This is a genomic window from Jeotgalibacillus proteolyticus, assembly GCF_002926065.1.
Lineage (GTDB): Bacteria > Bacillota > Bacilli > Bacillales > Jeotgalibacillaceae > Jeotgalibacillus > Jeotgalibacillus proteolyticus.
On the sequence record NZ_PREZ01000001.1, the window covers coordinates 61,324 to 85,831 of the forward strand.

30 protein-coding genes and 1 riboswitch are annotated in these 24,508 nt (G+C 40.5%); of the genes, 9 read left to right on the forward strand and 21 right to left on the reverse strand.

Features of this window, described 5'->3' with window-relative positions; genetic code table 11:
* Window positions 1–10: 10 nt before the first annotated feature.
* From C4B60_RS00335 to C4B60_RS00350, 4 genes are all read right to left on the reverse strand, one after another.
* Window positions 11–2,803 (reverse strand): bifunctional diguanylate cyclase/phosphodiesterase, encoded by a 2,793-nt coding sequence (locus C4B60_RS00335; protein ID WP_104055590.1) that lies wholly within the window; start codon window positions 2,801–2,803, stop codon window positions 11–13.
* 210 nt (window positions 2,804–3,013) lie between these two features.
* Window positions 3,014–3,643 (reverse strand): metal-dependent hydrolase, encoded by a 630-nt coding sequence (locus C4B60_RS00340; protein ID WP_104055592.1) that lies wholly within the window; start codon window positions 3,641–3,643, stop codon window positions 3,014–3,016.
* Window positions 3,644–3,742: 99 nt separating this feature from the next.
* Entirely contained in the window at window positions 3,743–4,150 is a 408-nt protein-coding gene (locus C4B60_RS00345; protein ID WP_104055594.1) for a sporulation protein, read from the reverse strand.
* 15 nt (window positions 4,151–4,165) lie between these two features.
* Entirely contained in the window at window positions 4,166–4,648 is a 483-nt protein-coding gene (locus C4B60_RS00350; RefSeq protein WP_245153856.1) for a GNAT family N-acetyltransferase, read from the reverse strand.
* A 151-nt stretch (window positions 4,649–4,799) separates the two neighbouring features.
* Between C4B60_RS00350 and C4B60_RS00355 the strand changes: the two genes are divergently transcribed.
* Window positions 4,800–4,952, forward strand: coding sequence for a lmo0937 family membrane protein (locus tag C4B60_RS00355; RefSeq protein ID WP_209020045.1), 153 nt, complete (start codon window positions 4,800–4,802; stop codon window positions 4,950–4,952).
* A gap of 40 nt (window positions 4,953–4,992) precedes the next feature.
* On the opposite strand, the gene C4B60_RS00360 is transcribed toward C4B60_RS00355, so the two are convergent.
* On the reverse strand, window positions 4,993–5,925 hold the full coding sequence (locus C4B60_RS00360) for an LCP family protein (RefSeq protein ID WP_104055597.1): 933 nt from the start codon (window positions 5,923–5,925) through the stop codon (window positions 4,993–4,995).
* 193 nt (window positions 5,926–6,118) lie between these two features.
* Between C4B60_RS00360 and msrA the strand changes: the two genes are divergently transcribed.
* Complete coding sequence (msrA, locus tag C4B60_RS00365; protein WP_104055599.1) at window positions 6,119–6,643, forward strand: peptide-methionine (S)-S-oxide reductase MsrA; 525 nt, start codon at window positions 6,119–6,121, stop codon at window positions 6,641–6,643.
* Between the two features lie 34 nt (window positions 6,644–6,677).
* Here msrA and C4B60_RS21300 read toward each other — a convergent pair whose 3' ends face one another.
* The 6 genes from C4B60_RS21300 to C4B60_RS00390 all read right to left on the reverse strand — a co-directional run bounded on the left by C4B60_RS21300 (window position 6,678) and on the right by C4B60_RS00390 (window position 9,695).
* The gene (locus C4B60_RS21300) at window positions 6,678–6,851 is read right to left on the reverse strand and encodes a hypothetical protein (protein WP_167578535.1); all 174 of its coding nucleotides are present in this window, start codon (window positions 6,849–6,851) and stop codon (window positions 6,678–6,680) included.
* A gap of 30 nt (window positions 6,852–6,881) precedes the next feature.
* Window positions 6,882–7,622: a 7-carboxy-7-deazaguanine synthase QueE gene (gene queE / locus C4B60_RS00370; RefSeq protein WP_104055600.1), complete on the reverse strand. Its 741-nt coding sequence runs from the start codon at window positions 7,620–7,622 to the stop codon at window positions 6,882–6,884.
* Window positions 7,622–8,059, reverse strand: coding sequence for a 6-carboxytetrahydropterin synthase QueD (queD, locus tag C4B60_RS00375; RefSeq protein WP_104055602.1), 438 nt, complete (start codon window positions 8,057–8,059; stop codon window positions 7,622–7,624). Before queD ends, queE begins: the two co-directional genes overlap by 1 nt.
* Window positions 8,056–8,718, reverse strand: a complete 663-nt coding sequence (gene queC / locus C4B60_RS00380; protein ID WP_104055603.1) for a 7-cyano-7-deazaguanine synthase QueC — start codon at window positions 8,716–8,718, stop codon at window positions 8,056–8,058. The genes queD and queC overlap by 4 nt, the downstream gene beginning before the upstream one ends.
* A 104-nt stretch (window positions 8,719–8,822) precedes the next feature.
* Window positions 8,823–8,867, reverse strand: a riboswitch (PreQ1 riboswitch).
* Window positions 8,868–8,979: 112 nt separating this feature from the next.
* Window positions 8,980–9,180 (reverse strand): cold-shock protein, encoded by a 201-nt coding sequence (locus C4B60_RS00385; protein ID WP_104055605.1) that lies wholly within the window; start codon window positions 9,178–9,180, stop codon window positions 8,980–8,982.
* A 233-nt stretch (window positions 9,181–9,413) separates the two neighbouring features.
* Window positions 9,414–9,695, reverse strand: a complete 282-nt coding sequence (locus C4B60_RS00390; protein WP_104055607.1) for a hypothetical protein — start codon at window positions 9,693–9,695, stop codon at window positions 9,414–9,416.
* A 151-nt stretch (window positions 9,696–9,846) separates the two neighbouring features.
* Between C4B60_RS00390 and C4B60_RS00395 the strand changes: the two genes are divergently transcribed.
* On the forward strand, window positions 9,847–10,059 hold the full coding sequence (locus C4B60_RS00395; protein WP_104055609.1) for a hypothetical protein: 213 nt from the start codon (window positions 9,847–9,849) through the stop codon (window positions 10,057–10,059).
* Between the two features lie 75 nt (window positions 10,060–10,134).
* A complete protein-coding gene (locus tag C4B60_RS21305) occupies window positions 10,135–10,299 on the forward strand; it encodes a hypothetical protein (RefSeq protein WP_167578536.1) in 165 nt (54 codons plus the stop codon).
* A 57-nt stretch (window positions 10,300–10,356) separates the two neighbouring features.
* On the opposite strand, the gene C4B60_RS00405 is transcribed toward C4B60_RS21305, so the two are convergent.
* From C4B60_RS00405 to C4B60_RS00430, 6 genes are all read right to left on the reverse strand, one after another.
* Entirely contained in the window at window positions 10,357–11,226 is an 870-nt protein-coding gene (locus tag C4B60_RS00405) for an SDR family oxidoreductase (RefSeq protein WP_104055611.1), read from the reverse strand.
* The gene (locus tag C4B60_RS00410) at window positions 11,174–11,914 is read right to left on the reverse strand and encodes a phosphatase PAP2 family protein (RefSeq protein ID WP_104055612.1); all 741 of its coding nucleotides are present in this window, start codon (window positions 11,912–11,914) and stop codon (window positions 11,174–11,176) included. Before C4B60_RS00410 ends, C4B60_RS00405 begins: the two co-directional genes overlap by 53 nt.
* A 134-nt stretch (window positions 11,915–12,048) precedes the next feature.
* The gene (gene thrB, locus C4B60_RS00415) at window positions 12,049–12,966 is read right to left on the reverse strand and encodes a homoserine kinase (RefSeq protein WP_104055613.1); all 918 of its coding nucleotides are present in this window, start codon (window positions 12,964–12,966) and stop codon (window positions 12,049–12,051) included.
* Complete coding sequence (thrC, locus tag C4B60_RS00420; RefSeq protein ID WP_104055614.1) at window positions 12,963–14,024, reverse strand: threonine synthase; 1,062 nt, start codon at window positions 14,022–14,024, stop codon at window positions 12,963–12,965. The genes thrB and thrC overlap by 4 nt, the downstream gene beginning before the upstream one ends.
* Window positions 14,021–15,328: a homoserine dehydrogenase gene (locus C4B60_RS00425; RefSeq protein WP_104055615.1), complete on the reverse strand. Its 1,308-nt coding sequence runs from the start codon at window positions 15,326–15,328 to the stop codon at window positions 14,021–14,023. Before C4B60_RS00425 ends, thrC begins: the two co-directional genes overlap by 4 nt.
* A gap of 166 nt (window positions 15,329–15,494) precedes the next feature.
* Window positions 15,495–16,025 (reverse strand): C39 family peptidase, encoded by a 531-nt coding sequence (locus C4B60_RS00430; RefSeq protein ID WP_167578537.1) that lies wholly within the window; start codon window positions 16,023–16,025, stop codon window positions 15,495–15,497.
* Window positions 16,026–16,111: 86 nt separating this feature from the next.
* Between C4B60_RS00430 and C4B60_RS00435 the strand changes: the two genes are divergently transcribed.
* From C4B60_RS00435 to C4B60_RS00445, 3 genes are all read left to right on the forward strand, one after another.
* Window positions 16,112–16,429, forward strand: coding sequence for a hypothetical protein (locus tag C4B60_RS00435; RefSeq protein WP_104055619.1), 318 nt, complete (start codon window positions 16,112–16,114; stop codon window positions 16,427–16,429).
* 123 nt (window positions 16,430–16,552) lie between these two features.
* On the forward strand, window positions 16,553–16,933 hold the full coding sequence (locus C4B60_RS00440; protein WP_104055621.1) for a DUF1499 domain-containing protein: 381 nt from the start codon (window positions 16,553–16,555) through the stop codon (window positions 16,931–16,933).
* A complete protein-coding gene (locus tag C4B60_RS00445; protein ID WP_104055622.1) occupies window positions 16,934–18,412 on the forward strand; it encodes a dihydrolipoyl dehydrogenase family protein in 1,479 nt (492 codons plus the stop codon). It begins immediately after the preceding gene.
* Window positions 18,413–18,447: 35 nt separating this feature from the next.
* On the opposite strand, the gene C4B60_RS00450 is transcribed toward C4B60_RS00445, so the two are convergent.
* The 4 genes from C4B60_RS00450 to C4B60_RS00465 form a co-directional block, all read right to left on the reverse strand.
* On the reverse strand, window positions 18,448–19,710 hold the full coding sequence (locus C4B60_RS00450) for a glutamate-5-semialdehyde dehydrogenase (protein WP_104055624.1): 1,263 nt from the start codon (window positions 19,708–19,710) through the stop codon (window positions 18,448–18,450).
* Window positions 19,711–19,762: 52 nt separating this feature from the next.
* Window positions 19,763–20,890, reverse strand: coding sequence for a glutamate 5-kinase (gene proB / locus C4B60_RS00455; RefSeq protein WP_104055625.1), 1,128 nt, complete (start codon window positions 20,888–20,890; stop codon window positions 19,763–19,765).
* A gap of 79 nt (window positions 20,891–20,969) precedes the next feature.
* Complete coding sequence (proC, locus tag C4B60_RS00460; protein ID WP_104055627.1) at window positions 20,970–21,812, reverse strand: pyrroline-5-carboxylate reductase; 843 nt, start codon at window positions 21,810–21,812, stop codon at window positions 20,970–20,972.
* A gap of 293 nt (window positions 21,813–22,105) precedes the next feature.
* On the reverse strand, window positions 22,106–22,957 hold the full coding sequence (locus C4B60_RS00465; protein WP_104055629.1) for a gamma-glutamylcyclotransferase family protein: 852 nt from the start codon (window positions 22,955–22,957) through the stop codon (window positions 22,106–22,108).
* A gap of 208 nt (window positions 22,958–23,165) precedes the next feature.
* Here C4B60_RS00465 and C4B60_RS00470 point away from each other — a divergent pair, with 208 nt between their 5' ends.
* Together C4B60_RS00470 and C4B60_RS00475 are read left to right on the forward strand one after the other, a co-directional pair.
* Window positions 23,166–23,402, forward strand: coding sequence for a hypothetical protein (locus C4B60_RS00470; protein WP_104055630.1), 237 nt, complete (start codon window positions 23,166–23,168; stop codon window positions 23,400–23,402).
* Window positions 23,403–23,489: 87 nt separating this feature from the next.
* Complete coding sequence (locus C4B60_RS00475; protein WP_104055632.1) at window positions 23,490–24,500, forward strand: GDSL-type esterase/lipase family protein; 1,011 nt, start codon at window positions 23,490–23,492, stop codon at window positions 24,498–24,500.
* The last annotated feature ends 8 nt before the right edge of the window (window positions 24,501–24,508 follow it).

Sequence of the window (24,508 nt, forward strand, 5' to 3'; positions counted from 1 at the left end):
GTCACCTTCTCTATTTTGTTAGTCCATTCTTTAAAAGAACAAATAATTCATTTGAAGAAACAGGCTTACTAAAGAAATATCCCTGCATAAGGTGGCAACCACCGTCCATAAGATGATCGATCTGTTCCTTAGTCTCTACACCTTCAGCGATGACATCATAATTAAGCTGCTTGGCCAAATAAATGATTGTGGAATTCAGAGCCATAATATGAGGTTCATGTGTCATGTTTTCGACGAATGACCTGTCAATCTTTATTGTGTCTATTGGAAAATCCTTAATATAACGCAAAGAACAGTAGCCGGTTCCAAAATCATCAAGTGACAAGCTGAGCCCGAGGTTTTTTAAATCATAAAGTTTGGCTACATGCTTTGATTGAATTAAGGTATGCTCTGTGAGCTCTATCTCTAAATTAGAGGGGTCCATTCCTGTTTCTTCAAGAATTGACTGCACAGTCTCCACTAATCTTGGATGCTGAATTTGGCGCATTGAAAAATTAACAGCCATAGTAATGGTGAATCCGTTATCCTGCCATAGCTTTTGCTGAGTCGCAGCCTGTTTTAGGATCCAATCGCCAAGCTTTAAAATCATTCCTGTTTCTTCAGCAATCGGGATGAACCTATCCGGAGCAATATTTCCCCATTCCGGATGGTTCCAGCGTAAAAGGGCTTCAACACCTACTATCTTATTTTGTCGGTAATCCACCTTTGGCTGGTATTCAACGTCCAGTTCATCTCTTTCAATAGCCACATAAAGTGCATTTAACAAATTCGAGCGTTCGATGTTTTGCTCCATTAGCATTCTTGTAAAATAGTGATAAGTTCCGCCCTGCTCTTTAGCTACATACATCGCTGTATCAGCATTTCGGATCAGATCATCTTCATCCTTTGCATCATCAGGAAACACGCTGATTCCTACACTCGCATTAGTAAAAAGTTCATTTCCCTGAATTCTAAACGGCTCGTTCAGCCGCTTGATAAATAAAGCTGCAATTTCACCAAGCTCATCCGCGTGTTTAACCTCCTCAACCAAAATAATAAATTCATCTCCTCCAAGCCGTGCTACTGTAACCCGCTCAGAAATAAGTGTTCTGAACCGCTCAGCCACTTCATGAAGGACGATATCTCCAATTTTGTGTCCTAGTGAATCATTAATTAACTTAAATCGATCCAGATCTAAAAACAGAACTCCTACTTTGGAACCGTGTTCATCGCTTTCTTTAATTGCTTTTTTCATTTTTTGAACTAAATAGCTGCGATTAGGCAAATGAGTAAGGGCATCATAATAGGCTTGATGATGAATTTTTCTTTCCATTTGCTTTCGCTCTGTCACATCCCTGAACGTAACGACCACCCCATTATGGATGCCGTTATCCTGAATCGGCATAGAAACGTATTCAACGTCAATAATTTCTCCATCTTTTCGGGCGAACTTTTCCTGGAATGAGTGAATCTTTTCATTAGTTAAAAGGGATAAATGAATCGGCGAAGATTCTTCTTTGTACAGCATTTCTTCTTTGTTAAAATGCGAAATGATTTCATCCTGATGTTTCCCAACCATCTCTTCAACTTCCCATCCAAGAAGAGAGGCAGCGATCGGGTTGCAGAATGTAATGACACCGTAACCGTTTAATCCGTATATGCCTTCTCCTGCTGAGTTCAAAATGGATTCATTTTTACGGCCAAGCAGTCTGAGGTCATCATTCATTTGTTCTAATATTTCATTTTTTTCCTGTAATTCAGACGTTCTTGCTTCAATAATTTCTTCCAGCTGATCGAGATGCAGAAGATTATCGAGCACGCTTGCTGTAGCATCAGCAATAGACTCCGCAAGCCTTTGCTGTGATTCCGAGTAGCTTTTTGGCCCGGAAAATTCAACAACGCCAAGTGTTCCAAGTACTTCACCTCTTGAAACCATTGGGATGACGTACATTGATTTAAAACCAAACCGTTCAACAGCCTCCTGATGAGGTCTGGGATCCCTTGAAACATCCGGTATTAAGACGGCTTTCTTTGTCCTGATTACTTCGTTAAATACAGGGTCTGAGGTAAAATCAAGGTTAACCTCTTCATGGGTTCTTTTCCAATCTTCTTCTTTCCACTGACTTTCCTGGCTCAATTTCTGCGGCAGCGGAATTTTTGACTTGAAATTCCTTAAATGTGCTGCTACGTTTTTATTGTTTAACGCTTTACCCATAAAAATAAAGCTGGTATCAAGCACTTCTTTTATCGTTTTGCAGCTTGCAAGTGATTTTGTTGCGTCCAATAACAGCTGCTTATCCTCAACGAGCTTCCTGGAATTTTCGAGCAGCTCCCCGTTTCTTATTGCAACTGCAGCCATCAGCACATAGGATTCGAGTGCTTCTACTTCCTCATCCGTTAGATGAAGTGGCGATTCATAATCAAATAAAAACACAAGCCCGTATAAAGATTCCTCGAAATGAATCGGCATGCCAAACAGTGATTTTATTTTAAAAAGTTCAATTGGTCTTGGGTCAGGCCTTGAATCTTTAGAAGTGTCAGGGATATAAATTGCTTTTTTGGTGTCGACAATTTCCTGGGCTAATTTATCATGTTCAAGATCAATAATCATCTTGTCTAAAGTGATTCCGTTAAAATGATCCGGTTTTCCTACATACCCCTGAAAACGATTTTGTTCGATAGGAAGATAAATTCCTACCGAGTCACAGCGGACTATTTCCTCTGATATTGCTTTTACGACCTGTAAAAGGACTGACCGCCTATCCAATTCGGTATGGATCATTTTTGTAATTTCTGCTAGGCGTGAATATCGATCCGGGTACATAGGCACTCCACCTTTCTTCCTTCTATCTACTATATCGTCCTGTAGACATAATGTTTTATTTTTTATCAAATTTTTGCGATTTTTTCTACAAAAAGACCTATTTCTGTAAATTCTCATAAAATTCGACAAACCTTATTCTTACTATAAATCATTCCTTAAAATAATAAAATATTAATCTAAAAAAAACAGTCTTATAAAAGACTGTTTCAATCAAAATTCTTTTTTCCATAGAGGCTGAAACCACTTGACGCCTTTTTTATTGAATGGGAGGCATTTCATATCCAATATAAGATGGCTTAAATACCCTGCAGTACATGCATAAATAATACCTTGAATGCCCAGACTTTCTTCCAGCAAAAAGGAAATCCCGCCAAAGGTTATAAGCCCCACTATCGAATGGGTAAGACCTCTGTGGGGAAGGAATGCTGATACTGCTGTGAATAGACCAAAACAAATGACCCAATTTTCCTCCCAAAGAGCACCAAAAAATATCAGGGCTGCACCGGATAAAAAGATCATAAAGCGCTGATTTATAATGTACCTTGGTACAATGATGAGCAGTAATGCAACTCCAACACCGATAAGACGAAGTATATTATCAAGCATGATCAGACTATATGTACCTAATAACACCCCTACTGCACCAAGCGTAAACCAGAGCCATTTTCGATGGAGAGAAATTCTGTTTGAGAGCTTTCCGTTTGTGTCTAAATCGGGTGCCAGGGCTGATATACAGCCTAATGTTATTAAAAGACCAGTTGCAGCAGGAGCCGTTTCCTGCCAGACCGCTATCCCCAATCCCGCTACTGCACCCACTAGAGCATGTGATGTTCCTTTCATCTTCTACCATCCTTTTTTCTACAATAAGATTGTTACACTCTCATTATACCGAACATATGATCCTATAGCCAGAAAACCTCATATTTTGCTTTTAAAGTCCTACTTTATAATAATAAAATCTTTGTCTGTTGGGTCCACTCCATTATGAACAAGAACCTTGGTTTCAATGTAAGTCTTTATTGTATCGGAGGTTTTTGGGTGATGTTCAGCTAAAGTCATTTGAAACGGCAATTCTTTTTCTTCATTAGCGTAGATCATCATTTTTTCCTTCATATCGGCACGGCTAAGCTCTTCATCATAATAGGAAAAATCACTATCCTCTCTTACCTCTTCACTATGAGCTGCAAATAAAATCAGTTTTATTCCTTTTATCTGCTGGTCAGACTGACCTCCCTGGATATGCAGTGTACCATTTATCGTATCACCCGGAGAAAACACTTTTTGATGGATAACCGTTTTGACCTCTACCCCTTCAAACCCTATTGAAGAAAAGAATTTTTCTAACATTTTAAGTTTGCCTCCTTAAGCTAAAATTTTTTCGTATAAATTCATACCGTTTACTGCTGTTCTATTTTTGTACCCGTTTTTACTGTAAAAAGTATTGAGTTTTCGGTTAAGCTGAGCGCAATCAAGTCGAATCAAAGGAATTTGGTCCCTGCGTGCTTTTCTTTCCGCAGCATGCAGGATTGCTTCCCCTATTCCATTTCCCATATGATCCGGTTCTACTGCAACCCGGTGCAGATAATACGCAGGATCTTTTTTCTCTCCCCATAGTCCTTTGTCCCAATCGTTTTGATTTACAGATAAATTAAAGGTTGCAGCAGGAAGCTTATCTTTATAAACAAGAAAGGTTTCACCCGCCCTAACAGCCTTCTTGATAATGTCATCTTCTTCACCAAGTAAATAACTCTCCCATTGAAGATTGCCTTGCTGAACCAGCCAATAAGCAGCAGACTTAATAATTTGAACAGGAATTGCCGCATCCACAGCTATTTTAATTATCATGTTCAATTCTTATCCTCCTTTTATTATTTCCTTTATTGTATTGTACTATATCTTTTTATTGATATTTCACATTCATTTTAGGGTTATATTGCAGATTGTTGGGGTAGAGTATGATTAGAAACATTATTGAATAGTCGGGGAGGTGCAGAAGATGAGACTGCTTTGGTGGATTATTGTCATTTTACTTATTATTTGGCTCGCAGGTTTCCTGTTAGATATTGCAGGCGGTATTATTCATATCTTAATCGTCGTAGCAATTGTATTAGTTATTTTCAACTTAATTACAGGACGTAAGAAGATGTAGACATAGCAAAACGCCCCATCACTTGGGGCGTTTTGTTTTTCTATTCAAGAAATTCTTTTAAAGCCTCAATGTTTTCATCCCAGAAAGGCTCTAAAACCGAGCCTATCCCTGGATAGGAAGCCGTAGTATATCCATTTTCTATCGGAATGGTTAAGCGTTCTATTTCTGCTCCCCCGCTCAGTAAAATTCTGCTCATAAGCTCGAGCTGCCTTGAGTTGGTCATGCTTGTCTGAATATAAGGCTGAGCAACACCGAGCAGCTTAGGCGCTTTTATAATGCCATTCAGACTCACAGCATGGTTCTTTACAGCTTCTATAACCTGCTGCTGCCTTTTAACCCGTCCAAAATCACCTTCTGAATCTTTACGGAATCTGGCATAGCCAAGAAGCTCCTTGCCGCTTAGTTTTTGAACTCCCGGCTCAAGACTTACTCCTATTTCTTCTGACATTGCTTTTTCCACATCGATTTCTACACCATTTGGTGCTAAAGCGTCTACCATGTTTTCAAAAGCAGCAAAATCAAGCAGGACATAATGCTCGACATCAATGTCAAAGTTTTCTTTTATTGTTTTTCTAAGCAGCTCCGGTCCTTCAAGGAAAAAGGCTGTATTCAGCTTATAACTCTGATAACCGGGAATGGTTACATAAATATCACGCATTAAAGAAACAATTTTTATCTCGTCTTTTTTTCCATCCCACTGAGCGATCATCATTGAATCTGATCTTGACTTCTCCTCGCCTCTGCTATCTACTCCGATTAGAAGAACATTTACTTTACCGTCTTGGGATTTTACCCCGTTAAAATCTTCATCAAAGGTATAATCAAGTCCTTTAGCTTCCTTTGAGATTTGTGTTCCAAGCCAATACTGAGTTGTTGAAAAACCCGTTACAATAAGAACAAATATAATAAATAGAGCGAAAAACAAACGGCCTTTTCTCAGCTTTTTTCTTCTTCTTTGCTGTCTTGTTTGCATAGTGCCTCCTAAAATTACATAAGATTTCAATCAACCTTCTAAAATTATCTGACGAAATGCACACATAATTTGTTACACTTTACCTTCCTTTTTATATGTTTGCAACAGTTTTTAGGATTGTTTAGTAGTGAATATCACGTAAAGATGGTAAAATACGCAAATAGTCATGATTGTCAGTCAGGAGGAATTGAGTATGAGTTCATTACAAAAAGCAACGTTTGCAGGAGGCTGCTTCTGGTGTATGGTTAAACCTTTTGATCAATTTGATGGGATTGAACAGATCCGCTCAGGCTACACAGGAGGAGAAATTAAAAATCCTACCTATGAGCAGGTCAAAGAAGGTAATTCAGGGCATCAGGAAGCTGTTGAAATACTGTTTGACCCGTCCATCTTTCCTTATGAGAAGCTGCTTGAAATTTACTGGCAGCAGGTTGATCCTACAGATGATGAGGGGCAATTTCAGGATAGAGGCACTTCTTACCGGGCAAGTATTTTTTACCATAATGAAGAGCAAAAACAGCTTGCAGAGCAATCAAGGAAAAATCTAGAGGAAAGCGGCAAATATAAAAACCCGGTCATCACCCCGATACTTCCAGCAGCAGAATTTTATGAAGCAGAGGAATATCATCAGGACTTTTATAAAAAAAATCCCGATGAATATAAAAAGGATCGTGAACAATCAGGAAGAAACGAGTTTATTTCAAAGCACTGGCGCTAAAAAAGGTTCGCACAAAATGTGCGAACCTTTTTCTTTATATCCAGGTTTTAATGATAATCCAATCAAAGATCATCCATAGACCAACCAGTCCAAGAACAAAAGCAGAAAAAAGCAGAATGACATTTCTGTCTATATTCTTCTTTTTATACTGCCAATAAAACAATATCACGGCAAAAAGCGTTAAAAGCATTCCAAGTCCTAAAGACATGCAGAACAGCCTCTTTTGTTTATTACCATCTTATACTCCACGTTTATTCCCCCAAACATAAGTGTGCAGCTGAGGAAGAACACGCACCCGGTTCAGTGTGTCGCGCTCCATTACCTTCTCAATCAGCCACTCATATCTTCCTATAAGATCTGATACCAATCGTTCGTTGTTTTCTTCCTGAACCTGATCGTTGCCTGTCTGCACGTAAAAAGCAACATTCGGATAACGATGATGGAGTTTTTCAGCAAACTCCAAATCCCCCTCATCAAAAATAACCACTTTTAAGGAATAAGCTGATTTAGGACGGTTTTGCAACCGCTCTAAAATATCATCTAAAACATGTAAATTCGGCTTCATTTTAGAACTTGGGGGTTTTGGGGAGATCGTTAAGTCATCAATCTCCAAAAACCATTCCTGCCATATGCTCCCCTGCGTTTCAAGTGCAACTTCCACCTGCTGGTTATGAAGCGCTTCTACAAGTGCTCCAAGGTTCTTTAAAAGTGCAGGATTTCCGCCTGAGATCGTTACATGGGAAAAAGAAGCTCCTCCGGTATGACGCAGCTCATTTACGATATCCTCTGCTGTCATCTGGCGTATGTCTTCTTTAGCCGATCCATCCCAAGTAAAAGCTGAATCACACCAGGCACAGCTGTAATCACAGCCTGCAGTTCGGACAAACATGGTCTTCTGTCCAATGACCATGCCTTCTCCCTGCACAGTAGGACCGAATATTTCCAGCACAGGAAATTTCTTTTCCTTTACTTGCTGCATTATAAAAGACCTCCTGACTTAGGTCTATAAATAACATAGCTTGTTGGTGTCTCACGAAGAAACACCTGAAGGCATTGAGGTTTATTTATAGTCGTATTTAGATATTCCTGAATGACCTCATACATAATACGGGCCACTACTTCTGTCGTTGGAAATCTCGTTTCATCTTTATCAGAGAAAAGCTCATCCTCATTTAAGATTCCATGATCAAAACGGTCATGGAGCAATTCTTTTATTGTCTTAAAATTCACTAAAAAACCGGACTCATCCAATTGATCTCCTGCAATGGTGATATTTGCAAAATACGTATGTCCATGTATGTTTTGGCATTTTCCAGCCGCTTCATGGGGAACATAATGCGCAGCTGCAAATTGAAAATCCTTATTTAATTCATAGGAAAATTCATGTGAAGGGGAAGGGTAAATTTGCTGAATCAAATTTTCTCCTCCTTTCTGTTTAAATAGTTCACCATCCCCTGATTGCGCAAAAGGCAAGCAGGGCATTCCCGGCATCCCTCTCCCTGGACGCCGTTATAACATGTCAATGTGCGATCACGCACATATTCTAATGCATCCAGATGGTCTGCCAGTTCCCATGTCTGCTCTTTATTCAGCCACATGAGAGGGGTATGAATGACAAAGTCTTCACTCATGGATAAATTAATGGTGACATTCAATGATTTGATAAAAATATCCCTGCAGTCAGGATATCCGCTAAAGTCGGTTTCACACACACCGGTCACAAGATGCCTTGCACCAATCTGCTTTGCCAAAACAGCTGCAAAGGACATAAAAAGCAAGTTTCTTCCGGGAACAAAGGTAGAAGGCAGCTCACCTTCATCATGTTCTATTTTTTGATCTTTCCTGGTCAGGGCAGATGGAGCAAGTTGATTGAGCAGACTCATATCTAACACATGATGTCTTACTCCAAGGTCATTTGCAATGGATTTTGCAACCTCAATTTCCTGATAATGACGCTGGCCGTATTCAAACGTTACTGCCTCTACTTCTTCAAAGTTAGCCTTAGCCCAAAACAAGCATGTGGTGCTATCCTGTCCGCCGCTGAAAACAACTAGCGCTTTACGGTTTTTATTCATAAAAAATCTCCTTTTCTCTTTACGATTGCGGTAACCGTCTGAAAGAAGAAGGAGTTCACGAGTTGCACATAGTACTATAAAACACACCAAAAGAAAATGTTCTATAGTCCCTAGTTTTTTATAGAGGGATGGTCGCGAACCTCTTCTTAATCCAATTCTATCTATCCGAGTATAGCATAGGTACGTACCTTTGTGTATTTTGGACTGAATACTGCTATTACAAACAAAAACAGCCACCCAACTCAGGGTAGCTGCCGCAAATTAAAATTTTCGTGGATTTGGAATAACTTCCAGCACTCGTGTTCCTTCTTCCATATTGCTTCCGCAGATCGGACAGGTTGGAGAACCTTCGCCATGACTTGAAAAATTGGCTCTCATCCAGCCTTTGCACTCATCGGATGAACATTCCCAGACTGCAGTTTCTTCTTTAACAACCTCTTCTGTTGGTTTACGTTGAAACATTTATAAGTCTCCCTTCACGAACCTTAGTCCAAACCACCTGAAAATCAATTAAAAAAAATAATCACCCAATGATAAAGCTTTTCAAGTTCGCTTTATCTCCAAGTGAAAGTCGCATTTATATACAAACATTGTCTTACTACATTTTACTTTAAACAGTTCGAGATGTCAAATTAGGTGGAGTTTAAATAAAAGAGGATCTGCTTTTTTGGTAAGCAGATCCTCTTCTTACACGATTATGAGCTTTTATTCTGGGGATCTTGATCCTGCTGATCTTCATTAAAATAATTCACAGAGGTTTGGGCTCCTTCTGCCATCATTTTTTCGTCCTCCAGGTTGTAATCCGTGCTTTTGTTTTCACTGTCGTTCATCGATTGTTTAGCCTGATCTACCAGGTTCATGATTTTTCCTTTAGTTTCATTAAAAGCAACTGTCGCTTTATCACGGTTATCCTTGTTTTTAAAGTAAGCATAACCTGCAGCTCCCAGTCCCAATAGTGCAAAACGTTTAAGTGCCATTTTATATTCCTCCTAATTTGTTCGTAGTTTATAGCTTCCCTTCTGACGAGTATTTTAAACCGGTTATTCTTGTATTCGAGTTGCTACTAAGTTTTTTGCTATGTTTAGGGCAGTTCTTCATGGGAATATATAGAATAAAGGAGGGGTATAGATGTCAAAAGATAAAAAAGACCGTACATCAAATAAATATCAACAGCCTGACCGGATAGATAGCGAGGAAGAAAGCCTGCTGGATAAATTCGAGGATGAACAAATGACAGACCCTATTCCAGTAGAGGATTTAAAGCAGGATTTAAAGTATGAAAAAAAGAAAACAGAAACACAGAAGTCGTCTTCATCTGAGAAAATGAACCCTTCGAAGTAGCATGTGAACTGCATATTTTTGTGTATTTATGATAAAATACAGGAGAATAGCTCCTACTTCATGGAGGTGGAAATGATGGACCGAATTGAACATGAAGATCTACCCTACAAAAATGATCATATAACAAAAGCAGGTCATGTCAAGGCACATCAGCTTCTGGAATCTGGTTTGAAGGAAGATGAAGTTCAGGAATTATCCGAGCACCGCGAGGATGGCTGGGAGTTTGTAGACGAATCTTAATAGGTAAATAATAAATCCCCCGGAAATGTTTCCGGGGGATTTTCATATGGAGAATCTTTAGTTTGTTACAAACTTTCCTCCATTTATATGGATCGTTTGTCCTGTCATATAGCTGGAATCATCTGAGCCTAATAATACATAAACAGGAGCAAGCTCTGCCGGCTGACCTGGTCTTTCCATTGGGGTATCAGTGCCGAACTCCTCCACCTTATCAGAACTAAAGGTTGATGGGATCAGCGGCGTCCAGATAGGACCCGGTGCAACCGAATTTACGCGTATTTTCCGGCTGATCAATGATTTTGAAAGCGAACGTGTGAATGTGGCTATCGCTCCCTTTGTACATGAATAGTCAATTAATGTTTCATTGCCTGCATAAGCAGTGACCGATCCGGTATTGATAATGGCGCTTCCTTCTTTTAAGTGCGGCAGTGCTGCTTTTACCAGATGGAACATTGAAAAAATATTCGTTCGGAAGGTTTTTTCCAGCTGTTCTGTAGAGATTTCTTCAATTGATGCCTGCGGGTGCTGCTCTGCTGCATTATTAACAAGAATATGAAGAGCACCGAGCTCACTAACCGTATTTTCTACTGCCAGCTTGCAAAATTCTTCATTCCCTACATCACCTGCCAATAAGAGACATTTCCCACCATATTGCTGGATTTCTTCCTTTGTTTCCTTCGCATCATCATGTTCATCTAAATAAACAATGGCAACATCTGCTCCTTCTTTTGCATAAGCAATAGCAGCTGCTTTTCCAATCCCGCTGTCAGCTCCTGTTATTAACGCCACTTTTCCTGCCAGTTTGTTTGACCCTTTATAGTCTGGATCATTATGAATTGGTTCAGGATTCATCGAGTCCGTTTCACCTGGTTGTTTATTTTGATGCTGTGCGGGCTGTCCGCCTTTCTGCTGCTGATCGAATTCCATTAGTAATCTCTCCTTTTTTCTTTTTATCTTTTCGTCTCCTTAGTGCAAGAAAAACTAAATAAATACTAAAGCACAGAGTTAACCATACAATGCCAAGAGCAAATCCTCCGACAATATCAGAAGGGTAATGTACTCCTAAATAAACTCTTGAAAGTCCAATGAAAAATATGATGATGGATAAAATGAACGAAAGTATAGTTCCTTTCCACAGCTTGTCCAGCAACAGGATGAGAACAATAGCCAAAGAGCCGTAAAAAATAAGACCGCTCATGGCATGTCCGCTTGGAAAGCTGTAGCCACCTTGTTCAATTAACACTTCATATGCGGGTCTGTCACGGGAAAATAGTGCCTTCATCCCCCAGTTTAGTCCTCCGCCCGTTAAATTGACTGCGCCTATAAATATTGCTAAAGCAAATCGTTTAAGCAACACCAGAATTGTCATTAAAAGAACAGTAAAGACAAATAGCGTTCCGGCATTTCCTAAAAACGTTATATATGTAGCAATCTGCGTTACAGTGGGAGAAATGGACTGCTGGACTGCTGAAATTACAGCGTCATCAAATACATAAATTTCTTTTTCTATAAGCTCATCAGCTATTTCAACGAATAAAAGAAGCCCAAGGACAATTACGCCGACCGGGATCGTTACTTTTAATCCTTTTGCTAGCTGGTTTCTAGACCATTTCACTTCCCACCTCCTAAAATCAAGCGACGTCTTGATTACTAAGTCTTTCCCTTTTTTCCCATAAAAAAAACCACCTATTTACAGGTGGCTGTAAGTTCGTTTAATTAAATTTACACTTTCTTAGCAGATAGGCTGCATTATACATTTTCTTTTAGGTAGACAGGGGAGACAACCGCTCCTGTGAAATCAATCGCTGTTATCAGGCATTCATAATCTGAGAATGATGCCTTTAATTCTGCTGAAATGGTAGAAAGTAAGTCTTTTTGTGAAAACAGGATAATTGAAGGTCCTGCTCCGCTGATGGCAGTGCCGTATGCACCAAGCGTCAAAGCTTTATCCCTTATTTCTTTAAAAAAGTTAATCCATTTTTCACGGTAGGGCTCATGAAATTCATCCAAACGCATCATTCTTCCGGCTAGGCTCCAATCATTTTGCGCAAGTGCAGCAATCATAACATTGCTTGCTGAGCTTGATGCCACAGCTGCGTGCCTTGAATAATCCTTAGGAATAGAACCTCTTGAAAAAGAGGTCATTAGCTCAAATGAAGGAACAAGAATCGCTACGCCAACCTGAGCAGGCGCTAGTTTAATCGAATCCACTTCGTATTGATTGAAGCGGCTGATGGAAAGCCCTCCGGTTAAAGCGGCTGCTACATTGTCAGGGTGCCCCTCTATTTGAGCTGCTATATTAATTTTTTCTTCTTCCGTTAATGAAAGCTTCATCAGCTGATCTGCTGCCATAATGCCTGTTACAATCGCAGCAGCACTGCTGCCAAGTCCCCGCGAAAGCGGAATATGGGATTTAACAGTTAAACGAGCCTTTGGAGCCGTTCGATTATAAAGCTTTTCTATTTTTCTTATAGTTGACATAATTAAATTATTATCATCAACCGGCAATTCATCATGAGAAAGATCCTCATATTCAATCGTCCATTGGGATGAGGGAATGACAATTGTGCTTTGATAAATCTCCAAAGCAAGCCCAACCGAGTCAAATCCCGGTCCTAAATTAGCTGAAGTTGCTGGAACCCGGACTTGAAAAGGAGCAAATGTCATTGCGTTACCCCTCCCTTAAGTTCAGTTCTCAGTTCATGAATATTGGCTTTTATTTTCACAGGCTCCATATTCGTAGTATTTATTGCCGTTTCAGGATCCTTTAGCCCGTTTCCTGTGAGCACAGCTACAACTGTACTGCCCTTTTCAATAAGGCCGGCTTCTATTCTTTTTTTCAGTCCTGCAATTGGTGCGCAGGATGCTGGTTCTGCAAATATTCCTTCTCTTTTTGCAATCAGCTGGTAAGCCTCTAAGATTTCTTCATCCGACACGGCTAAAATATCACCTGAAGATTCTTCTAACGCTTCAAGCGCCAGCTTCCAGCTTGCAGGGTGCCCGATACGGATAGCTGTAGCAACTGTTTCCGGGTTTTCCACTATTTTATTCTGAACAATTGGGGAAGCACCCTCTGCCTGTACACCTAAAAGCTTAGGCAGGTCACCGCCATTTTTATTTTGATTTTCAGTGAATCCTTTCCAATAAGCAGAAATATTCCCTGCATTTCCGACCGGGAGCGCCAGGATGTCCGGTGTTTTGCCAAGCTGTTTGACGACCTCCAAAGCAGCTGTCTTTTGTCCCTCAAGACGGTACGGGTTAACTGAATTAACGAGTGTAATATCTTCTTCTTCGCTAATTCGTCTTACTAGTGTCAGCGCATCATCAAAATTACCTTCAATAGCAACGATATCTGCTCCGTACATTCTTGCCTGGGCCAGCTTGCCCAATGCAATTCTGCCATCTGGAATCACCACAATGGTGCGAAGCCCCGCTCTTGCCCCGTACGCGGCAGCAGAAGCGGAGGTATTGCCTGTTGATGCACAGATGATGGCTTTACTGCCCTCTTCTTTTGCCTTAGCTACAGCCATTACCATGCCTCTGTCTTTAAACGAACCGGTAGGATTTGCCCCTTCCAGTTTTACATGGAGGTCAATCCCCCATTCATTGGATAAGTGAATTAATGGAATAAGAGGGGTATCGCCTTCTAATAGACTGACATCAGGCGTCGCTGGGCTTACTGGAAGCCACTCTTTAAATTCTTCGATTAATCCTTTCCATCTCATGATTTAGTCCCTCCTTCCACACGGTACTGGCTAATAATTTCTTTAACCGAATTTGATGCAGTTAATTCATCGATGATCGCTTTATGATTTTTTCTTGAAATGGAATGCGTGATTAAAATAACTTCTGCTTCCTCAGGTTTTTCCCCCGGTCTTTGAATAATAGAACCAAGGCTTGCATGATGTCTGCTGTAAATTGACGTCAGCTCAGAGAATACGCCAATTTCATCCTTCACCAATAGCCGGTGGAAAAATTGAGCATGCTGCTCTTCTTCTCCTTTGATCAGGCGGGTATTCATCGGATCATGGCTTCTCATGCCGCCAACACCTAGAAGTAAATTTCTGCATGCTGCTAAAATATCTGAGACGACGGAAGTGGCTGTTGGCATTGATCCGGCACCAGGACCGTAAAACATGGTTTCTCCGACTGCATCACCGTAAATATAGACCGCATTGTATTCATTTCGCACTGCAGCGAGCGGATGAGATGAAGTCAGGAAAACCGGTTCAACCGATACATCGACGCCTTCAGCATCTCTTTCTGCAAATCCAAGCATCTTAACGCTGTAGCCGAATTGCTCAGCAAGCTGCAGGTCTTCTGTTGTGATGCTTGTCATCCCAGTAACAGCAACATCTTCAAGATGCACTTCCATCGAAAATGCAAGTGTAGCTAAAATGGCCATCTTTCTTGCTGCATCAAGTCCTTCTACATCTGAAGTAGGGTCACTTTCAGCAAAGCCGAGTGCCTGCGCCTTTGAAAGTGCTTCTTCATAGGACCAATTTTCTTCCTTCATCTTTGTCAGGATATAATTAGTCGTTCCATTCACAATCCCCATAATACCGGAAATTCTGTCAGAAGCCAGGCCGTCTTCAAGCGTGCGGATAATTGGAATCCCTCCCGCTACACTTGCTTCATAATACAAATCACAGCCATTTTCATGAGCCAGGTGTAATAGAGAATGACCATGCAAAGCCATTAAATCTTTATTGGCAGTAATAACAGGCTTCCGTGCTCTGAGTGCCTTTTCAATGGCATCTCTCGCTTCTTCAATCCCGCCCATCACTTCAACGATTACATCGATGGATGGATCGTTTATAACGTCATGAACATTTGTACACAGAAGGCTTGAATCAACATGTGTACCACGTTCTTTATCCAGGTCGCGGACAACAATTTTTCCTATATTCACTTTCACTCCTAATCGTTGAGTGAGTTCTTTTTCATTATCACGGATCATCGTAGCAACACCGCTGCCAACTGTACCGAATCCAAGCATTCCAATTGTAAGATCTTTGTTATTTGTCATAGGGCACCTGCTTCCACCTTGCGCATGTACTTATACGAAGGACATTTGTATTTTATATACGGACAATTATAACGATTGCCACGGGCTGTGACAACCCGAAAATCATAACTTTTCATATTTTCCTAGCTTTCATTTTTTTGAAATCGCTTGCAGTATGCTGTTCTTATCAGGATTTATCTTGATGGTGAAAAGCTATCATTGAAAGAATGGGTGCATTTTGTGTGAAATCGATTTTGCGGATGACTTCTTTTTTTGTACCATTATCCAAAACGAGCAGATACCTCTTTTCATCTTGCTCTTCATAACCGATTCCAGTTACCCAATGGTACCTGTACCGGTAATGCGTTGAAAACCATTTAAATGAAAACCATTGATCAAATTTAATTCCTACCGGCCTCCCATGATCAATTTCCTTCCGATACTCACTCCACATTCTTTTAGAGGGAATTTTTGATGGAGTCCCATACACCGATAAGGATCTGATCATTTTTTTAGCAGAAAGCCCAAGCCAGTTGGCTTTTGATTCCTTATACCACTTCCTTAGCCATTTAGAATGCTGCTCTTTTGATGGGCGATAATAGTTTATGATTGTAGCCATTGTAGCCGGACCGCAAGCAGATTTTCTTCCTCTTCCTGAAAGCTCTGCTTCATACTGGTTAAACCCCTGTACATGCCGGATGATATTTCTTGAACTCAAAAGATCCCCCCTTCCTAAAAGAAAGTAGAATCCACAATAATAATGTGGGAAAATAAAGAAAGTTAATCAGAAAGGTGTGCAATATATTGGTCAAAGCGATTAATTTTTTCGGTACAGCAGGCTTAATTGCCCTGTTAAATTTTGTTTTAATGGTTCTCTTTAATACAGCATTCATTGAAATGTCAGTTCTTGCGGGCCTTATCGCTATTGTGTTTATACGTCTTTTTACATCACCAAGCAACTACGCTAAGGTGAACAGGCCGATATCGATCAGTAGAACAGAAACCGTTCAGTTTGACGAACAAAAAGTATATGCTTATCCCGCCCTCATTCTGTATGCAAGCTTTTTTTACACACTTTTATTTTTGATTCTCACTATCGTAACATATTATGACTATTTTTAGTGAGTATTCAGATATTTCACAGACTCTTCTATTTTCATAAAATAGAAGAGTTTTTTTACAGTTTAATAGAAAGGTCCAAAAGGGTATGGTGAGACATTAGGTATTAAGGAAGGAGCAGGTAAAATGAGCAAAAAAAACAGAATACGAAAAGGCAGACTGCTGGCTCTCTCGAGTAAAAAGAACTCCGTCTCAACCCAAACAGATCAGCAGGACAAAAAAATGAACCCTTTGCCTTTTAAAGGGTCTCTTAAGGAGTCACATGAAAAAATCATGTTGATTCTTACAGGCAAACAAGACGCTGAAATTAGAACATCTGCTGAGGATTATATTCATGCGGTGACAAAAACTAAGGTATTACGGTTTAAGGATGATGTCGAGTTTCTTTTTGATGAAAAGAATAAACTGATTCATTTCAGATCTGAATCAAGGCTTGGCAGCTATGACTTTGGAGTAAATCGAAAAAGAATGGAAAAAATAGCAGAATTTTATTTGGGGGCGGATTGAATGGAACATTATCAGGTAGTCGTAATAGGGGGAGGCTCTGCAGGCATGACAGCAGCTGCTGGATGTGCAAGTCTTGGGGCAAAAACAGCCTTAATTGAAAAAAAGAGCAGCTTGGGCGGTGATTGTCTTTATTATGGCTGTGTTCCTTCTAAAGCATTAATAGATGCTGCTGACAAAGTACATACCGTTAAGCAGGCTTCTGCTCAGTTTGGCTATTCATTATCCGGTGAAGTAGATTTTGAATCGGTAAAAGAGCATATAAAATCTGCTCAGGATCGTATTCAAAAGCTGGATAATACACAGCGTTTTATTGACCTTGGGGCGGATGTTTATTTTGGAAAGGCTTCTTTCCTTTCGCCGCATGAAATTCAAATCGGAGATCATGATGTTATAACTGCAGAGAAAATCATTATTGCTACAGGTTCTTCTCCAGTGATCCCTGCTATTAAAGGGATTGAAGAAGTTCCTTTTGTAACGAATGAAAGTATTTTTGATCTTGATGCACTGCCTTCTGAACTGGGCATTATCGGAGGCGGGACTGTCGGCATGGAAATGGCCCAGGCATTTTCGAAGCTTGGCAGTAATGTGACAGTGTTTGAACATTCCGATCAGCTTTTTACGAAAGAGGATAAGGATATTTCAACCTTTATGTACAATGTGTTGAAGGACGAATTATCAATTCGTTTTAATGCAAAGGTTACAGAAGCCCAAAATAATAACGGAAAAATTATTATTACACTTGATAATGGCGAATCTGTCACTGTTGATACTCTTCTAATTTCCGCAGGAAGAAAGCCCAATCTTGATTCTTTACAGCTGGCAAAAGCGGGTGTTGCAATGAAAAATGGTTTTGTAGAAGCAGACTCCTCCTTCCGTTCCTCTCAGCCGCATATTTTTGCTGTAGGAGATGTGATTGAAACACTGCCTTTCACCCATGCTGCAGGCGAAGAAGCTAAAACAGTCGTTACAAATGCTTTATTTGGTACAAAGCGTTCAGTCGACCATCACTTTACTCCTTGGGTAACTTTTACGGACCCGGAACTATTTCATGTTGGAAGAACGGAACAGCAGCTTAAAGAATCAGGCGCATCATACAAAGTATTCAGAGCACATCTCGACGAAGTCGACCGGTTCATAACCGCTCATTCTTCAAGGGGCTTTGTGAAAATTTTAACGGATAAAAAAGGGTATATCCTTGGAGCGCATGCTGCAGGGAAGGAAGCAGGTGAATGGATGCATGTAGTGGTGTTTGCGATGAAGAATAAGAAGAAAATATCCAGTTTGTCGCAAACGGTCTATGCATATCCGACAAAAGCGGGCGCTATACAAAAAGCTGCTGATCTTTACTGGAGAGAAAAGCTGTTTGAAGGTCCACTTCCAAAGCTGACCAAAAAATTCTTTGATTTAAAATATACGCTATCATTAATGAAAAAAGGAGCTTCATTTGAATATGAGGAGAAGCTCCATAAAAATCATTAAACAAAAAAGACAGCTGCACTGCAGCTGTCTTTTTTTTATCGAATCTGTCCATTGCCGTTCATTACATATTTAATCGTTGTAAGTGCAGGCAGACCCATTGGTCCTCTGGCATGCAGCTTTTGAGTTGAGATGCCAATTTCAGCACCAAAGCCCAATGCGCTGCCATCAGTAAAGCGTGTAGAAGCATTATGATAAATAGCTGCAGCATCCACAAGACCTTTAAAACGCTTTGCTGCTTCGCTGTTTTCAGTCACAATTGCTTCAGAATGCTTTGTTCCGTAAGTGTCAATATGGTCAATCGCCTGATCAATATGATCGACAATCTTAAAGGCTGTATCTAGACTTAAAAACTCATTAGCCCAGTGTTCTTCCTGTGCAGGAAACGCCCCAGGAATTCTATCTACTGCTTTTTCATCCCCGTAGATGCCAATCTTCGCCTGCTTCAGAGCTGTAACGAGCTTGTCCTCATGCTGATTTAAAAATTCCTCATGCACGATCAGTGTCTCAGCAGCGTTACACACTGCAGGGCGGTCAGTTTTAGCATTTAAAAAGATATTAATTGCTTTCTCTGGATCTGCATCCTTATCGATATAAATATGGCAGTTTCCAACACCTGTCTCAAGCACCGGCACCGTGGCATTGTTAACAACGGCTTGAATAAGCTTTCCTCCGCCGCGCGGAATAAGCACATCAATATGCTCTTTCATGGTGAAAAGCTGTTCTGTTGCAGCGCGGTCTGTGCTGTCAATAAATTGCACTGCATCGGGTGAAATTTTAGTTGAAGCCAAAGCTTCCTTCATTACACCGACAATTGCACGGTTTGAATGAATAGCAGTCGAACCGCCTTTTAACACGATGGCATTTCCTGATTTCAACGCAAGACCCGTAGCATCGGCCGTTACATTTGGCCGCGCTTCATAAATCATGCCGATAACACCTAATGGAACCCTGATTGTTTGAACTTCAAGTCCGTTTACAAGCGTCCACTCGGACACAATTTCTCCTGAAGGATCATCTAATTTCGCTACCTGACGCAGTCCTTCAGCAAATTCTTTTACACGCTTTTCATCAAGCGAAAGACGGTCCATATAGGCATCATCAAAGCCCTTTTCGCGGCCGTTTTCAAGATCTTTTCCGTTTGCTTCAAGAATGGAGTTTGTATTCTCCTCAAGAGCAGAAGCAATAGTATAGAGTGCGTCATTTTTTTCTTCGGTTGAGAGCAGTCCAAGCTCCTTGGACGCTTTTTGAGCTAATTGAGCTTGTGCTTTAACATTTACAGGTTCAATAGTAGTTGACATCATCTCACTCCTAGAAAGGTTTTTAAGCTTGTTTCTTCAATTGACTTGAGCTTTATACTCCGATTGGAATTGCTACCTCCAGCTCACACACAAACGATTCATTTAACATAGCAGCCTTGGCATCCTCCTGGTTTGTTTCCTGTTTCATTTGGAATTCTTCAAGATCTTTAGAGGAATAATTTACAACGCCTAGCCCTAATTTTTCATTGTTCAAGTCCATGATTCGTACAACGGACCCTTTTTTGAAATAGCCGTTAATTTGATAAATCTGGCTTGGAAGCAGATTTCCTTTTTCATTAATAATGGTTTCTTTTGCATCGTCCTGAATTAAAATTTCCCCTTCAGGACCTGAGTTAAACGCGATCCACTGTCTGTAATGATCAAGATTTAGTTCAGGCTCTTTTACATCAAAATATGTCCCTCTTGCTTCCTCATTAACAGCATCCACCAGAATTTGCGGTACACCTGCTTTTCCAAGAAATGAAGGAATTCCTGATGCCATAGAGATTTTGAACGCATCTATTTTTGATCTCATTCCGCCAGTACCGACAGAAGAGCCGGGTTCACCAGCCATATCTTCAATCTCAGGTGTAATTTCTGAAACTTCTTTTAACAATGAAGCAGATGGATCTTTTCTTGGATCTGCATTGTACAATCCATCTATATCAGAAAGAATAATAAGCTGATCTGACGCAACCAGGCCTGCTACCTTTGCAGACAAAGTATCGTTGTCCCCAAAACGGAGACGGTCAGTAGTCACGGTATCATTTTCATTTACAATTGGTACAATTCCTCTTTCAAGAAGAACATTTATCGTATTTCTGACGTTGTTGTATCTTGTTTCATCGGAAAAATCGCTTCTTGTAATTAAAATTTGGGAAGCAGCATATCCGTGAGAAGAAAACAGCTCAGAATACGTTTCAATTAAACGCCCCTGGCCTACAGCTGCTGCTGCCTGTTTTTCCGGCAATGAACTTGGTCTGTTTACAAAGCCCAATGTCCGGTAACCTGCAGCAACCGCTCCTGAGGATACAAGAACAACTTCATGTCCCTGATCTTTCAGCTCAGCCACCTGGTCGGTTAAACTTTGAATTTTTCTTCTGCTGATATCTCCTGATAGGCTAGTTAAAGAACTGCTTCCAATTTTAATGACGATTCTTTTTTGATTATCCGATGTCATACTATCACTCCTAGTTATAGATTAGCTTTCATTAATCAAATCTCTTTTTACAGTAAATAAATTTTTTATAAGTGCTGTTTTAATATGCAACAGGTGTGCGCTGAAGTTCTTCTGATATTTCTTTCGAACGGTTCATTGCTCCTTCGATCGCAGCTTTTATGGCTTCTCCTCCGCCGTTATCTGCCAGTGCTTCAAGCCCTGCAGCAGTTGTTCCATTTGGAGAAGTTACATTATGACGAAGCTCCGCTGGCGTTTCTTCCCGCTCGATAATCATTTTGGCAGCGCCGAGAATCGTTTGTGCCCCGATTTCTCTCGCTTGCGATACATCCATGCCATGGTCGAAAGCTGTTTTTTCAATATGCTCCATTAAATAATAGAAGTAAGCTGGACCGCTGCCTGCAATTCCTGTAAATAAATCCATTTGATCTTCCTCGATCAGATAAACCTCACCGATGCAGGCTAATAGGCTTTTAGCAAGCTTTATATTTTTCATCGTGACCTGTTCTCCCGGTGCAAGAGCTGTAGCAGATTCACGCAGCATGCTTGATGTATTCGGCATGACGCGGACGACCTGCTGGCCTTCATTTAAATGCTCCTGCATAAAATCAGTTGAAATACCCGCAAGAACGCTCATGACTACCTGGTCTTTATTAATCTCATCCTTGATCGAACGTAATGAAGCCTCAGCATCTTTTGGCTTCATCGCGAGAAAAATAAAATCGTAGGAAGACAGTTGAACCTTGTCACGTCTAATTCCCTGAACTCCATATAAATTGTGAAGCTCCAGCAGTCGATCTTCATTACTTTTATTTGTCACAGTAATTTGATGCGGCTCAAGCATTCCTGTCTGGACAATTCCTGAAACCATTGCCTCAGCCATATTACCTGCTCCGATAAATGCTACTCTTAGATTCGTTGACATTGTTACACCATCTCCCTTTGCAAATGTGTTCGGTCTTTTGTTCGCTCAATTTTTATCACGCTAAATATCGTACCATTTGTAGTTATTTCATCAAGGGTAAATGGGGAGGTAGTGAGTTAGAGAGTGTTATTTAAAGTGAAAGCGTTAACACAGGGGTTTAATTTCTTAAAATGCGATATTTTACGGTTATAGGACTTGTGAGTGTGATATATGAGGAAATTTGATCTTGCATATATTTTCTAAATACCGCCATGTAAGGCTTTTTCATCTAAAGACATAAAAAAGAAGACGGCTTAGCCGTCCTCAGAAAGAGTTAAATTAAATTTTTCTTTAAGATCCTTAATCATTTTTTCATGGTAGCTGTCAGATACAACCCCGTAGGATCCCCTAATAATCTCTGTTGCGTAATGAAGGGGCGGTGCACTTTCCTCAACGGGATCATTTACGATAAAGGTCATACATTTCTCATACACTTTATCTTTAACCTTCAAATCAACAAATGCCGGACGATAATGTCCAATCTCTACTCCCTCACGTAAAAAGAGATAATCAACCGCCTCTTTACCTACTCGGTACACAACTCCTTCACCGCTGTTACCTGTTTCTATAAGATTGGCTCTTCCTCCATCTTCGACAGATAGTGAATAATTCATTTCTAAGCGGTCAACGACTCCTCCTCCGATCCGGTCAGCAAATAGATGATCGACCTGCGCCAGTTTAAATCGTGCGTTATCCATACAGGAGCCATAAGCAAAATAATAATGCTCCTCCCGATCAAGCTCCAGGTGAACGATCCAGTCCCCATAGGTTAAAGGAGATAAGCCATCTGTAATTTCTTTTGTCTGAACAAAGGCAGCTGCTGTAACGCTGCCAAGATGATCAGTATACACAGAGAGGGCAGCTTCAGAAAACTTCTCCTTCCGCAAAGAAAGCATATTTCTAATTTTATCGTGTGTGTTTTCTGAAACATCATATAATTCCCCGTAGACCCGTTTTTTTCCTTCATTTATAAAGTACGGGTATCCTTTGCCTGAGTCATAAATAGTTCCGAGCGTCCATGCCTGGGACGCCTTTAGTTCTTCTTTTTCAAGCAGTGCATGATGCGTTCCATATTTCCTGAGGGTGCCATAAACAAAAATATACATTCATTACCTTTCCTTTCGATTAACTATGAATTCAGCCATTTAAAGCATTATGTAACTGAAAATTTTAACATGTCTTCTGACTGCTTCAGCCCTGAATAAAAAAACCACCAATTTTCGTGCATGTAATTTTTTCTTTTTTATCCTCTGATTACCGATTAAAAAAAGACAGCGTACAGATGTTCGTGCTATAGTTTAACTGGTGATGAAAATGAAACTAATCAGATGGACATACGCTGGCAGAGGTAGAATCAGAGCTTATTTTGACCTTTTCCCTGCTTCAACAGTAGTCCTTTCTAAAATCCGCACCTTTTATTTTGTCAGACAAGTTCAATGGAACGAACGTGACCCTGTGGTGGCAAAAAAGCACCTCCAGGAAATGGAGTACCTTATTAATGAAGAACTTGATACAATTGAAGCATATAAGAAAAGGCGAAGCAGTACGTAAAAACACAACTAATGTAAACCCTAATAAAAGACGGGATAAAAATCAATGGTTATGTTTTCTTCCATTATAGAAAGGGCTTGAAAAAATATGAGTAAAAGCTTACAAAAAGCAGGTAAAATAGGACTGGCTATTTGTTTCCTGTCGCTCCCACTATCCAGCGCAAACTCAGTAAAGGCTGAAATAACCACCCCTCAGGTATACATGGCACTCGGTGATTCAATTGCAGCAGGCGCCACACCATATAACGAATTAGATGCAGGGTACACGGATATTATCGCTGCTAAGCTTTCAGAGCAGGGATTATTAGCAGCATTTTCAAAGGATTTTGCTGTTCCGGGATTTGCAGCAGATAATATCCTGGACCTGCTTGATGAAAAAGAAGTGCGCAATGGCATTGAACAGGCTACATTAATAACCCTTTCAGCGGGTGCGAATAATGTTCTTGGCCTTGTTCAGCAGGATCCAGGTGGAAGAACCGTTCAATTCAACCAGATGACCGCTAATTTCATCTTAAATCAGATGAGAATCCAATATGGAGAGCTGTTGGATGAAATTCAAATGATTAATCCTACCGCCGAAATTTATGCAGTCGGATACTACTTCCCTTATCCAAACGTTCTTGAAACGCAGCAGCAGGGTGTGAGAAAAATGCTGTCACTTGTAAATGAAATCATTCAAAATGAAGCCGAAAACAGAGACATAACATTCATTGATGTAGCTGAACAGTTTGACGAGAATGGTCTTCAATATGTTCCAAACCCGACAGATGTCCACCCGAATCAGCTGGGCTATCTATCAATGGCAAATTCGTTTTTTGATCAGGTGACTCCCGGAATTCAGGCAACTGAAGGGGACATCCCTCCAAACCCGGGAATGTCTCCTTTCCTTGAGGAGCTTATGAATGAGTCAGGAATGACGATGGATGAGCCCGATGTGGAAGCAGGGAATGAAGCTGTCGTTCCTGATGAAGAAAGCACTCCAGAAGACAGTTTGCAGGAGGAAGATACTGCCCCTGATGAAGTAGAAGACTTTGAAGGAGCAGCTCTAGGGCCGAAGCCAGCACCTTCCCTGGTTAATTACAGCTTTCTCTTAGGGTAAAAGGAGAG